Genomic DNA, 12,208 nt, shown 5'->3' on the forward strand with positions numbered 1-12,208 from the left:
TATATGAATAGCTAACGGACAAGCTTGTACATTTTAATCATTTTTTTAAAAATAGTTGTTGACATTGATAATCAACGTCAATTAATCTAAATATAGTTGAAATTGATAATTATTATCAATAGGATGGATGCGACATGTTAATGAGAAAAAAATTTCACCTTCTACGGAGGGGATTAAAAGATAAAAATAAAGATGTTGATCAGCATATGGAATGGCAACGAAATGTAATTCGGTCTGAATATGTAGATGAGAAGAAGAGCATTCAAACAGAAAAAGAGATACAAAGTAAAGGGAGAGGTTCAGTTGAGTAAGTTAGTAATGATTTTTGCAAGTATGAGTGGAAATACAGAGGAAATGGCTGACCATATTGCCGGCGTAATTCGTGAAACAGAAAATGAAATTGAAGTTATTGATATTATGGATTCACCAGAAGCTTCTATATTGGAACAGTATGATGGAATTATTTTAGGTGCATACACATGGGGAGATGGTGATCTTCCTGATGATTTCTTAGATTTTTATGATGCAATGGATTCTATTGATTTAACTGGGAAAAAAGCGGCAGTATTCGGATCATGTGATTCGGCTTATCCGAAATACGGAGTGGCGGTTGACATTTTAATAGAAAAGCTACAAGAGCGCGGGGCAGCAGTTGTGTTAGAAGGACTAAAAGTAGAATTAACGCCAGAAGATGAAGATGTAGAAAAATGTTTACAGTTTGGAGCTGAATTTGTAAAACACCTTTCTTAATGGCAGAAGGGAGCTGAAGAGCAAGTGCATGAGAAAATCTCAATCAAAACGATGACAGATTATCATTTGTATGATTTTATGCGGTGTCCGCATAAATTTTATTTTCGTCATATAAAAAGAAGAGAACCTTCTTCATTTGAATGGCAACAAATAGTGCAAATGATTGTGAATCAAATTATTAACGAGTATTACACGCTACCTGCGGGTCAACAAACGAAAATTGTACTTTTAATATTAATAGAAAAGTATTGGAAAAAAGTAAGGATTAATATGTTTGCTTCGAAGACGGAGTACTACATTGTATTAGCGAAGCTAACGGATCACTTATTACAGTTTGTTGAAAGGGATGATAGTCAGACACCACCATTGTTTTTATACGAGAAGTTTCAAACATATATGGAAGAGTTAGGTGTCCACATGTCATTGACATTTGAAGTTGGTGAGTGGAATGCTGAGTCGTTTGTAATTAAAAAGTATGTTGTCGATGCGGATGAGGAAATGCTTGCTCTTTGTCAGAAGCTAATGACAGTATTCAGTTATAAAGCTTTCGGCGTTCTTCCAGGAAAAATTGAAGTTATTAATTTAATAGAAGGAACTAAGTATGAGTACATTCCGAAACAGGAAGATATTATAACTGGAATGGCTGAGTTATCTAGAATGAAAGAAATGTTACAGCAACCTGAGCATTATACAGAGCGTCATTTTCGTTCTGAGTGTATAAGTTGTGCGTTTCGTAGTGAATGCCAAGGGGAAGAAGTAAAGAAAGAAGCGAAACAGAAGAAAAATATAGTTCATTAAAGGATGCAACTTTGCATCCTTTTTTGTTATTGACATGAAAAGCTTTTCATCATTTACGGTATATTTGTAGCAGATTTTAATAAAGTGAAACTTTAATCAGTGGGGGTCAATCGGGCTACCCGCAAATAGCGGGATAAAGGGAGGAATAATCAATGAAAGATGAAACGAAAGTATTTCAATGGTTAAAAGAACAAAATGCTCCTTTTGAAATTCAACTGCAAATTTTACAGGCATTTCAATTGTATAAAGTTATTGTTGAAATGGATAAAAAGTTAATGATGTATGAGGAGAGAGTATATAGGGAGAGAATGTAATCTCATCCCTGTAATATCGTTTTTAGTTGTTCTGTACTTGTAATGAATTCGAGTTCATTCTCTGATTCAAAGTTATAAATAATATTATGTAGTAAAGGACTATATTGATAAAAGGTAGTAATGCGGTGAATGAGTAATGGATCATGATGAGAAATAAGTGTACTGTACTGTTCATATACAGATGTAGTAAACTCATGTCCGAAATCATAATATAGTCCTGCAAAATCAAAAGCAGGATCGCCAATTTGCGCATCACCAAAATCGATAACACCTGAAATGCGTTTGTTCTGCTTGTTAAATAAAATGTGATGATGTGTAAAATCAGCGTGAATGATTGTATTTTGAAATTTAGATGTAGCTAGACAGGCAAAGAAATTCTCGAATAAACGATTTAAGGCTGATTTCTGGAACGAAGTAAGATTGTTAGTAACATACTGATTTAATTTAGTTTGTAGCTCTTTCCAGTAGGTAAGTGTTTTTTCAATAGGGAATCCTAACGCTGTAACACTTTTTAGAGGAATACTATGTAGAGCAGCAAGGAAAGTAGCTAATTGTGTAATAATTGCTTGCAGCTCTGTATCCTCCAGCGTGGCAACTATTTCTGTTTTTAATGGTTCACCATGAATGAGAGTATAGTAACTACAAAGAGGAACCTCATCAGATTCATTTTTATAAATTAGGTGATATTGTGGAACTTCGATTTCTTGTAGTGATTGAGTGAGAATTGTGCATAGTTCTTTTTCTAACGGAATTCGCATTGCAAATTCCTGTTTTCGCGGGAAACGAAACAGTAGCTCATCATTTACTATAATTGCTACATTATCCCAACCTTCTTCATTTTGTTTATATGAATGTATAGAAAGATTAGGCAAAGCTTCTTTTATATAATGTTTGTAAGAGTCCATAATTGTTCCTCGTTTCTGAGTTAAGTTATTCCACTTTATAATATCAGAATTTTCTTTCTATATGTTAAAATATAGCTATCATTATGAAGAAGGGCGGGAGTATTACGAAAAAAAGACTGTTAATCATTTCTCTATGTATCGCTTTTGTATTGTTTTGGTCATATAAAGAGGAGGTTTTTGCTACCTTTAAACCGATTGATCAGTACGGATTAAATAAGGAGTTAAAGAATAAAAGTATAGAAAATTTAACTCATAATGAAATGAAAAAGGTAGGAGAGCATTTTGTGACTGAACAACTATCAGTGTTTGAGTTTAATAATAAAGAAGATGTGAAACGAAAAGGTGAAGAAATATTTTTAAATAGAGGGTATGAACAATTAATGGGAAATTATTATCCAAATCGTTTTCAAGAGTTAGAGTATAAATTTACAAACGAGGAGATACGTGAAGAGAAAGATGAGAGTTTTCTCTATCAAGCTGTAGCGTACGTTGCGGGTACTGAAAATGGTAAGAGAAGCGAAATGAAATTGAATTATGAAGTGAAAATTGTAAAGGTTAATAATATATTTATGGTGCTAGAACAAAAGCAGCGCGTACAATAAAGGAAATTCATTGCTCAATAGATCATTTTGGGGTGTACTACTTAATGCGGAATAAAAAGGCCCTTAAGGAATCAAGGACCTTTAAAGATTTTCATTTTGTTGACCAAGTTCTTTTTGAGCAATATATAAATTTCCTTGCTCCACTTGTTTAAGTGTATGAACAGAATCGCCTGCATATCCTTTTTGTGTTTTAACAGTTCTTTTGGAACGATTGGAATTTTGTTTCTTCATATAATAGGCCACCTTTCATCAAAAATAAACGAAAATGATAAGTATGAGTAATACAGCAGCGAAAATGGTAATGCCCATTAAAAACGAAGTGTTTTTATATTTAGGTGGCTTATGTACATCTTGCCGATATCCAGGTGAAATTTCAGGGGCAAATTCTTCATCGAATGATTGCTTTTTTTCTTTGTCGTCCATATGTACCCACCTTTCTTTTTCATTATATTATACGTTACAAGAAAAAATATGCATAAAGAAAACAGCCGCTTTATTATTAGCGGCTGTTTTGTGTTGTATATTTTCGTTGTACTTGAAAGAGACGGATAAGGAGGAAGGCAGCGCCAAATGCTAGACCGATAATAAGACCGATCCAATAACCTTTTGCGGCCCATTCTGTATATGTTGCTAATATGTAACCTAGTGGTAGACCTATTATCCAATAAGCAATTAAAGTCATAATTAGAGCAACATTTACATCTTTATAACCACGCAGAGCTCCTTGTACAGGGGTTGCAATTGCATCTGAAATTTGAAATAAAATCGCAAAGATAAGAAATTCTTTTGCTAAATGATGAACTTTTGCATCTGTCGTATAAATAGAAGCAATTTGATTATCAAAGAAGTAGAGAAGAATTGAATATAATAAAGCAAAGGCAAGGGCTAATCCAATTCCAATCAGTCCGTATTGTTTTGCATTATCGTAACGTTTTGCTCCAACTTCGAATCCGACTGCAATAGTCATTGCCATTGCTAAACTGAGCGGAGTCATATATAACAAGGAAGCAAAGTTCATAGCTGCTTGGTGAGCTGCAATAGTTGTCGTACTAAAATTACTCATCATGAGCGTTACCGCAGCGAAAATACTCGTTTCAAAAAAGATAGCAAATCCGATAGGAACGCCAAGCTTTAAGAATGCTGTCCAACTAGAAAGAGAAGGGCGATATAATTGTTTGAAAATGTTGAAAGAGGCAAAAGGCTCTTTCGTCTGAATAATAATGACTGTAATAATTAAAATGCACCAATATGTTGCAGTGGAAGCAATTGCTGCTCCGACACCACCAAGCTTTGGGAAACCGAAGTTACCAAAAATTAATAGGTAATTTAATATTACGTTAATTGGTAATGATAGTAATGTAATAATCATCGTTGTTCGAGTTTTTCCTAATGCATCAATAAATCCACGTAAAACAGTGTAAGTGAATAAAGGTATAATTCCTATTGCGATAATACTTAAAAATTGAGCTGCAATTCGTTCCACAGGTTCTTCTAAGCGCATGCCGTTTAAAATAGGTGAAACGACGAAGAAACCGATGAGGATAACAACGAAGCTAGCACAAATTGCTAAATAAACTGCTTGTATGACAACGTGGGGAACGTCCTTTTTTTTCTTGGATCCGACGAGTTGTGCAACAATGGGAGTAGTAGCCATTAAAATTCCTGTTAATCCCGTACTAACTGGAAGCCATATACTTGTTCCAATTGCAACACCTGCTAAATCAGTTGGACTTGCATGTCCTGACATTGTTGTATCAAAAAAACTCATCGCAAATAATGACATTTGCGTTACGAAAATCGGAAAAAATAGTAATACAAATTGCTTTAACTTTTGTGAAAATGAAGTAGTTTCTTTCATAAAATCCCCTTTCCATATAAAAAAACAAACTCTTACTATCATACAATTTAATCAAAGATTAGAAAAGAAATACGCGCCTACAACATATGAAACCAATAAAAAAAGGATGCACTTTGAAAAGGGATAAGGTATTATGATAAGGTGTGAAAAAATTACATATTATTTGTTATTAAGGAGGCACTACTTGTGGCTGATTGGTTAATTGGTTTAATCATGGGTGCTGTTGAAGGGTTAACAGAGTTTCTACCAGTATCATCAACAGGACATATGATTTTAACAGGACATTTAATTGGATTTGACGATGAGAGAGCGAAAGTTTTTGAAGTTGTTATCCAATTGGGATCGATTTTAGCAGTTGTTGTTATATTTTGGAAGCGTCTATGGTCGTTAGTTGGAATAGGTAAAGTAACAGACGGACCATCGTTAAATTTATTACATATTATTATCGGGATGATTCCTGCCGGGATACTTGGCGTATTATTCCATAGCACTATTAAAGAGGTTTTATTTGGTCCAGGACCAGTTGTTATTAGCTTAGTAGCCGGTGGTATTTTAATGATTGTTGCTGAGAAGTTTTCAAAACCAAGTACAGCAAGAACGTTAGATGAAATCACATATAAACAGGCATTTACAATTGGAATGTTTCAATGTTTAGCTCTTTGGCCAGGATTTTCTCGTTCTGGTTCTACAATCAGTGGTGGTTTATTAGCTCGCGTGTCGCATACAGCGGCAGCTGAATATACGTTCATTTTAGCGGTACCGATGATGGTAGCTGCAAGTGGATTAGATTTAATTAAAAGCTGGGATGTATTAAGCTCAGCAGATATAACGCTATTTGTAACAGGATTTGTAACTGCATTCGTTGTTGCGATGCTTGCAATTGTTTCATTCTTGAAATTATTATCTCGTGTAAAACTAACACCGTTCGCTTATTATCGTTTCATTTTAGCTGCGGTATTCTATTTCTTCATTATGTAATAAAAAAACCTGCCGAGCTCGGCAGGTTTTTTATTTTACTATTTTTTCCACCATATTTTCCATTACATGCTCCCAAAGAGAAGTATCATCAGCTAATGTAGCACGGAAATTAGCATACATTTCTTTTTGTTTTTCTTCGAATGTTGGATCTTCTTTTTCAGGTAATGTAGCGCGCATTGAAGTTACTAATTCTTGTACTTTTGGAGCGCGTGGTCCAAAGACGGCTTGTTCATTTCCATCTTTATCAATGAAAATAAAGATTGGAATCGCACGTGCTGTTCCATTTGTTAAATATTGATCCATTAATTCTAAGTTTTCGTCGCGAATTAATAAACTCATTTCAATATTTGCAACTTCAGAAATTCGTTTCATAACAGGTACGCATAAAAGAGCATCGCCACACCAATCAGCAGTTAATACGATAACACGCCAGCCGTCATTTTGACGTTCTTCTAATACAGGAAGTAATTCATTTGGAATTAAAAAGTTATTGTAAATGTGTAGTAGCTCGTATTGGTTTACTTGCATTTCATTCACATATGTATCAAAGGACATACCTTTATCAGCCCATTGTTGTAAGTTCATAATTAACACCTCTTTAGTAAGATTTGCTTTCATTGTACCAATTTTTATATAGAAAAGCTTGTATTCTTACTCTTTCTCGTCACTTAATAATTTATTTAAGAGGAAAAAGAATAGTACGACACATAATTCAGCTATGTTGGACATTTGTACGCTTTCTATCCAATCATCAGCAGTATGAATGACGAACCAATCTAGTGTAATTTCAATGAATGAGAAAAGAGTAATAGAAATCCAATTTGGCATGTTTTGTGTCAGTGGATATAGCAGCGCTTTGAAGAAACTGAAGATGAAAAATATAATACTGTCTAAGAAAGTGATTAATAAAAAAAAGAGAAGTAACGCAGTACGTGAACTATACTCGATACCTGTAATTTGAAAGATTCCTACATATACAAAAAATATAAATGCAAAAATTATAATGAGAAAAAGAGCAATAATACTAATGATAATCGTTTTATCTTTTAGGCTGAGATTTGAGAATTTCTCCTCCTCATGCATTAAAATACCCCCTTTTTCTGGAAGTTAACTTCATTTTATCATGAAATACATATTAAAAAACTACGAATTATGGGAAAATAAGGTGACAAAAAGTAAGATTTCATGTAAAATTATTAATAAGGTTTTTATTTAACTAAATGAAATAAAAGGAGCTGTCAAAGTTGTCTCAAAATCGAGAGCAATTAATGGAAGAACTATCGACAAATGTGTTTGCTATGTTTCGCACATTGCGTAATGATATCGGAAAAATATTCGGTGGTTACATACCGTGGAATGAATTCATCGTCCTGAGAATATTAAATCGTACGAATAAAGAAATGGTATCGCGTGTAGCAAATGAATTAAATGTGTCGAATAGTCATATTACAGCTGTTACAGAAAAATTAATTAATAAAGGTTTTGTAACTCGTTCACGTTCTACATCAGATCGCCGAGTTGTGTATTTAGAGATTACAGAACAAGGGAAAGATTTAGTTGCGAAAATGGAAGATGCGAAAAAACAATATTTACAAGAAAGATTCTCTACACTTTCAGAAGATGAAATGAATGTAATGATTTCGATTTCCAAAAAACTTATTTAAGTGATTATAAACAAGAAAACGCTTACGTGATGAAAGAGAAGATCTTCCTTATATATGGAAGGTCTTCTTTCATGTGTAATAGATGTTAAAAAATAAAATGTGTATGAAAAAAGATAGAGCGCCATACTACTAATACAAGGAAGGGGGGGAGAAATATGACGAATCGTAACGGTAGTAAAGGGAGCGGTAATCAAGGATCACCAAAGTTCGGCCAGTTTAATCAGGAATTTAGCACTGAATTTGAAACTGGTAATGATAATAAAGGGAAAGAATATCGTTCTAAAAAAGGGAGTAAATCAAAAAAGGAGTGAATATATTCACTCCTTTTTTGATTTACGATGCTGCCGATTGATCAGTATTATATTTTTCTTCTGATTTTGCGACAATCATTGCGCAAATTGCATCCCCAGAAATGTTTACAGCTGTTCTAGACATATCTAGAATACGGTCAATACCGATAATTAAAGCGATACCTTCTACTGGTAGATTTACTTGATTTAAAACCATTGTAAGCATTACAAGTCCAACACCTGGTACACCAGCAGTACCGATACTAGCTAGTACAGCGGTTAATACGACCATAGCTAATTGCGGTAATGTAAGTTCAACTCCGTATACTTGAGCGATAAATACAGTTGCTACTCCTTGCATAATGGCAGTACCATCCATATTAATAGTTGCCCCTAGTGGTTGTACAAATGAGCTTATCGCTTTTGGAACGCCAAGCTTATCTTGTGCTGTTTTCATTGCAAATGGAAGCGATGCATTAGAGCTAGATGTACTAAATCCAATTGCCATTACTGGTCCGAAATGTTTAAAGAAACGAACAATACTTTCTTTTGCTAATACCTTTAATAAGCCACCATATACAAAGACCCCGTGAATAATGAGTACTAACATAACGACAATCATATACTTGAACATCGCAGCGACGCCTGCAAGCCCCATTTTACCAACGGATGAAGCGAGCAAACCGAATGTTCCAATTGGGGCTAATTTCATAACGAGATTAACGAGATACATCATTAATTCGTTGCCCTGTTCAAGTAATGAATGGATATCTTGAACTCGTTTTCCTAAAATAGCTATACCGAGTCCAATCAATACGGCAAAGGCAATGATTTGTAACATGTTTCCGTCAGCCATCGCTTTTGCTGGGTTATCTGGTACGATATTTAGCAATGTGTCGACGAAAGATGTTTCAGTTTTTGCACCTTCATACTTAAGACCTTCTGTTTTAAAATTACCGCCAGCTCCTGGTTTTATAATAAGTGCAAATGTAACCGCTATAGAGATGGCAACCGCAGTTGTTACGAGAAAGAATGAAATTGATTTTAAACCGATTCTTCCAAGTTGTTTCGGATCTCCAAGGCCGGCAGCACCAAGTACGATAGAAATGAACACAACAGGAACAACTAGCATTTTAATAAGTCGAATAAACAATTGACCAATTGGGTTGAACACATATTGATTTAGTGGCTCAAAGATAGATGGAGCGGCTAAATTTAGAGTGAGTCCAACAACTAGACCTAGAAATAATGCGATTAAGATTGCTTTTGTTTGTCTCAATAAAATCCCCCTTTTGTTTTTGTGAAATTCCTTCCTAAAGTGATTATACCGAAAAAATACCTAATTTGACAATATTTTCTGAATTTTTAGGTTTTTATTTAAGTACAGATAGATTGATTTTGTGTTTGGAAAATAAAATAGACCATCACATAGGATGGTCAAGGGAAGGGGACAATTTATGTCAATTTAATTAGGGATGGAAGTTGCTATAAGACACTGGGGAATGTCTTATAAATTAGGGAGGAACAACTTCGATACATATACTATAAAAGATAGGTGTGACTCTCATGTGAACATAGGGTGAAAGAGAGAGGGAGTTTTAAATAAAAGATAGAAAGACAAAAAAATAAGACCATCATTTATAAGATGGTCAAGGAAGGGGACAATTTATGTCAATTTAATTAGGGATGGAAGCTGTTCAAAGACACTGGGGAATGTCTTATAAATTAGGGAGGAACAACTTCGATATATATACTATAAAAGGTGGATGTGACCTCTGTGTGAACATAGAGTGAAAGAGAGAGGAAGTTTTAAATAAAAGATAGAAAGACAAAAAAATAAGACCATCACATATAAGATGGTCAAGGAAAGGGGACAATTTATGTCAATTTAATTAGGGATGGAAGCTATTCAAAGACACTGGGGAATGTCTTATAAATTAGGGAGGAACAGCTTCGATACATATACTATAAAAGGTGAATGTGACCTCTATGTGAACATAGAGTGAAAGATATGGGGATTTGAAAAATAGTACATATGAAATTGTTATTGCTAGCAATATTGAGTTAGGATATATAGTTTTCCAGCATAAAAGAAAAAAGAAGTCTGAATATAAATAAAAGTTGTAATCTATGAAAAAAAGGATTATGCTCAACTATATTATAAGAATATAAGGTTTGTCCCAATTCTTTAAGGGCTTTTAAAAAGCTTTTTATTTATGAGGGGAAAGCTTCACTTTAATAAGGGAGTTAGTGATATGGAAGTAACAAAAAAACAAGGGCTGTATAATCGTCTTATACGATTAAACCCACCACAAATATTAGCGTTAGGTTTTTTCTGCTTAATTGTGGTTGGCGGTTTGTTATTAAAGTTACCATTCGCAACGAAAGCACATATTAGTTGGGTAGATGCTTTCTTTACAGCAACGTCAGCAGCGACCGTAACTGGTTTGGGAGTAGTGGATACAGCAAGTACATTTACGATGTTTGGCGAAATTGTTATTATGTTTTTAATTCAAACAGGTGGTCTAGGTCTTATGACAATTGCCATTTTAATTGTTTGGGTATTAGGCAAAAAAATCGGATTACGCCATCGTTTATTAATTGGAGAAGCGTTTAATCAAACAAATATAGGTGGTCTTGTAAAATTAGTAAAGCGTGTCTTTATATTTTCGATTTGTATTGAGCTTATTGGGGTCATCTTTTTATCGTTTCGCTTTATTCCAGAGTTTGGTTTTGGAAAAGGTTTATACTATAGTATTTTTCATGTAATTGCATCTTATAATAATGCAGGCTTTGCTTTATGGCCAGATAATTTAACAAGATATGTAGGAGATCCCATTATTAATATTGGGATTTGCTCTTTAATTGTAATAGGTGGACTCGGTTTTACCGTATTAATTGATATATGGTATAGTCGCAGTTTTCGAAAATTATCACTTCACTCAAAAATAATGATTATTGGAACAGTAGTGCTAAATGTTATAGCAATGATTGTAATTTTTGTATTGGAATATAATAATGTGAAGACGTTAGGGAATTTATCTTTAAATGAAAAACTATGGGCTTCCTTCTTTCAAGGTATTACCCCGCGGACAGCTGGATTTAATACGGTTGACTATGGAGGTATGGAAGAATCATCTATATTATTTACGATGATTTTAATGTTTATTGGTGCAGGAAGTGTATCAACAGGTGGAGGAATTAAATTAACAACGTTTGTTATCTTAATTACATCTGTCCTTTCTTTCTTTAGAAAAAAGGAGGAAATTGTTTTATTTCAGCGTACAATTAAAATGTCGACAGTAACGAGGGCCTTAGCGATTGCTGTTGCCAGTCAAATACTTATTTTTGCAGCGGTATTTATATTAATGCTTACAGAAAACTTCAGCTTTATTCAATTATTATTTGAGACAATATCAGCGTTTGGTACAGTCGGATTAACGATGGGAATTACTGCAAAGCTATCGGCATTCGGAAAATGTATTATTATGTTTGTTATGTTCTGCGGATTAATTGGACCATTAACACTTGTGTTCTCTTTAGCGCGACCAGCAAAACAAAAAATAAAATATCCATCGGAAGATGTGTTTACAGGATAAGGTATCCCGCGTTAAGCGAGATACCTTTTTCTTTTTTAGAAAAGGGAGAACAATAAACCAATAAGTGCTACTCGGAATAAAATTGCGATAAGTGCAGCAATCCCACCGACAACTGCAGCGATACCGCCAGTTACAGTAGCTCCGCGATTATAAGCGTAAATACCGAGTAAAACAGAAACAAGACCAAATAGTGTTGGGAATGTAAATAGCGATAAGATAGATAGCGCAAGAGCGATAAAACCAGCAGTTGATCCAGCAGCGGACGATTTTACAACATCTTTATCGTCTTTATCATCGTAATCATAATCAATGCGTTGTGGTGCAACCTCAGCGGCATACTCTTCTTTATAGTCACTATAATCACTATCTATTCTATCTCTTCTTTTATAATCATCAAATTTCTCAGTCAAAGTCATGGCTCCTTTCATAACAAGGTTCAATAGTAGTATG

The 12,208-nt window shown here is 34.2% G+C and carries 16 protein-coding genes; 8 read left to right on the forward strand and 8 right to left on the reverse strand.

The window, feature by feature from the left end; all coding sequences use genetic code 11:
• Window positions 1-303: 303 nt before the first annotated feature.
• The 3 genes from QCI81_RS21115 (at window position 304) to QCI81_RS21125 (ending at window position 1,862) form a co-directional block, all read left to right on the forward strand.
• Window positions 304-750, forward strand: coding sequence for a flavodoxin (locus QCI81_RS21115; RefSeq protein WP_000041153.1), 447 nt, complete (start codon window positions 304-306; stop codon window positions 748-750).
• Window positions 751-774: 24 nt separating this feature from the next.
• Window positions 775-1,548, forward strand: coding sequence for a hypothetical protein (locus QCI81_RS21120; RefSeq protein ID WP_000544586.1), 774 nt, complete (start codon window positions 775-777; stop codon window positions 1,546-1,548).
• A 152-nt stretch (window positions 1,549-1,700) separates the two neighbouring features.
• On the forward strand, window positions 1,701-1,862 hold the full coding sequence (locus tag QCI81_RS21125) for a hypothetical protein (protein WP_000651086.1): 162 nt from the start codon (window positions 1,701-1,703) through the stop codon (window positions 1,860-1,862).
• 2 nt (window positions 1,863-1,864) lie between these two features.
• On the opposite strand, the gene QCI81_RS21130 is transcribed toward QCI81_RS21125, so the two are convergent.
• On the reverse strand, window positions 1,865-2,767 hold the full coding sequence (locus QCI81_RS21130) for an aminoglycoside phosphotransferase family protein (protein ID WP_063546917.1): 903 nt from the start codon (window positions 2,765-2,767) through the stop codon (window positions 1,865-1,867).
• An 83-nt stretch (window positions 2,768-2,850) separates the two neighbouring features.
• On the opposite strand from QCI81_RS21130, the gene QCI81_RS21135 reads away from it, so the two are divergent.
• Window positions 2,851-3,369: a hypothetical protein gene (locus QCI81_RS21135; RefSeq protein WP_000715258.1), complete on the forward strand. Its 519-nt coding sequence runs from the start codon at window positions 2,851-2,853 to the stop codon at window positions 3,367-3,369.
• A gap of 81 nt (window positions 3,370-3,450) precedes the next feature.
• Here QCI81_RS21135 and QCI81_RS21140 read toward each other — a convergent pair whose 3' ends face one another.
• The 3 genes from QCI81_RS21140 to QCI81_RS21150 form a co-directional block, all read right to left on the reverse strand.
• Window positions 3,451-3,600, reverse strand: coding sequence for a hypothetical protein (locus QCI81_RS21140; RefSeq protein ID WP_000744623.1), 150 nt, complete (start codon window positions 3,598-3,600; stop codon window positions 3,451-3,453).
• Between the two features lie 18 nt (window positions 3,601-3,618).
• A complete protein-coding gene (locus QCI81_RS21145; RefSeq protein ID WP_000341062.1) occupies window positions 3,619-3,792 on the reverse strand; it encodes a hypothetical protein in 174 nt (57 codons plus the stop codon).
• Window positions 3,793-3,868: 76 nt separating this feature from the next.
• Window positions 3,869-5,227: an MATE family efflux transporter gene (locus QCI81_RS21150; protein WP_000665559.1), complete on the reverse strand. Its 1,359-nt coding sequence runs from the start codon at window positions 5,225-5,227 to the stop codon at window positions 3,869-3,871.
• A gap of 186 nt (window positions 5,228-5,413) precedes the next feature.
• Here QCI81_RS21150 and uppP point away from each other — a divergent pair, with 186 nt between their 5' ends.
• Window positions 5,414-6,205: a bacitracin resistance undecaprenyl-diphosphatase gene (gene uppP / locus QCI81_RS21155; RefSeq protein ID WP_000796253.1), complete on the forward strand. Its 792-nt coding sequence runs from the start codon at window positions 5,414-5,416 to the stop codon at window positions 6,203-6,205.
• Between the two features lie 30 nt (window positions 6,206-6,235).
• Here the strand turns inward: uppP and QCI81_RS21160 are convergent, their stop codons facing one another.
• Both QCI81_RS21160 and QCI81_RS21165 read right to left on the reverse strand, forming a co-directional pair.
• Window positions 6,236-6,823 (reverse strand): thioredoxin family protein, encoded by a 588-nt coding sequence (locus QCI81_RS21160; RefSeq protein ID WP_002040836.1) that lies wholly within the window; start codon window positions 6,821-6,823, stop codon window positions 6,236-6,238.
• A 33-nt stretch (window positions 6,824-6,856) separates the two neighbouring features.
• Window positions 6,857-7,288, reverse strand: coding sequence for a YrvL family regulatory protein (locus tag QCI81_RS21165; protein ID WP_071730715.1), 432 nt, complete (start codon window positions 7,286-7,288; stop codon window positions 6,857-6,859).
• 161 nt (window positions 7,289-7,449) lie between these two features.
• On the opposite strand from QCI81_RS21165, the gene QCI81_RS21170 reads away from it, so the two are divergent.
• Together QCI81_RS21170 and QCI81_RS21175 are read left to right on the forward strand one after the other, a co-directional pair.
• The gene (locus tag QCI81_RS21170) at window positions 7,450-7,869 is read left to right on the forward strand and encodes a MarR family winged helix-turn-helix transcriptional regulator (protein ID WP_000081434.1); all 420 of its coding nucleotides are present in this window, start codon (window positions 7,450-7,452) and stop codon (window positions 7,867-7,869) included.
• 155 nt (window positions 7,870-8,024) lie between these two features.
• Entirely contained in the window at window positions 8,025-8,180 is a 156-nt protein-coding gene (locus QCI81_RS21175; protein ID WP_071730717.1) for an imidazoleglycerol-phosphate dehydratase, read from the forward strand.
• Window positions 8,181-8,202: 22 nt separating this feature from the next.
• Here QCI81_RS21175 and QCI81_RS21180 read toward each other — a convergent pair whose 3' ends face one another.
• On the reverse strand, window positions 8,203-9,438 hold the full coding sequence (locus QCI81_RS21180; RefSeq protein ID WP_071730718.1) for a dicarboxylate/amino acid:cation symporter: 1,236 nt from the start codon (window positions 9,436-9,438) through the stop codon (window positions 8,203-8,205).
• Between the two features lie 976 nt (window positions 9,439-10,414).
• On the opposite strand from QCI81_RS21180, the gene QCI81_RS21185 reads away from it, so the two are divergent.
• On the forward strand, window positions 10,415-11,758 hold the full coding sequence (locus QCI81_RS21185; RefSeq protein ID WP_000454115.1) for a TrkH family potassium uptake protein: 1,344 nt from the start codon (window positions 10,415-10,417) through the stop codon (window positions 11,756-11,758).
• A gap of 35 nt (window positions 11,759-11,793) precedes the next feature.
• Here QCI81_RS21185 and QCI81_RS21190 read toward each other — a convergent pair whose 3' ends face one another.
• Window positions 11,794-12,168, reverse strand: a complete 375-nt coding sequence (locus QCI81_RS21190; RefSeq protein ID WP_000136546.1) for a hypothetical protein — start codon at window positions 12,166-12,168, stop codon at window positions 11,794-11,796.
• Window positions 12,169-12,208 lie beyond the last annotated feature (40 nt).

It is taken from the genome of Bacillus cereus group sp. MG20 (genome assembly GCF_040459885.1).
GTDB classification, from domain to species: Bacteria; Bacillota; Bacilli; order Bacillales; family Bacillaceae_G; genus Bacillus_A; species Bacillus_A cereus.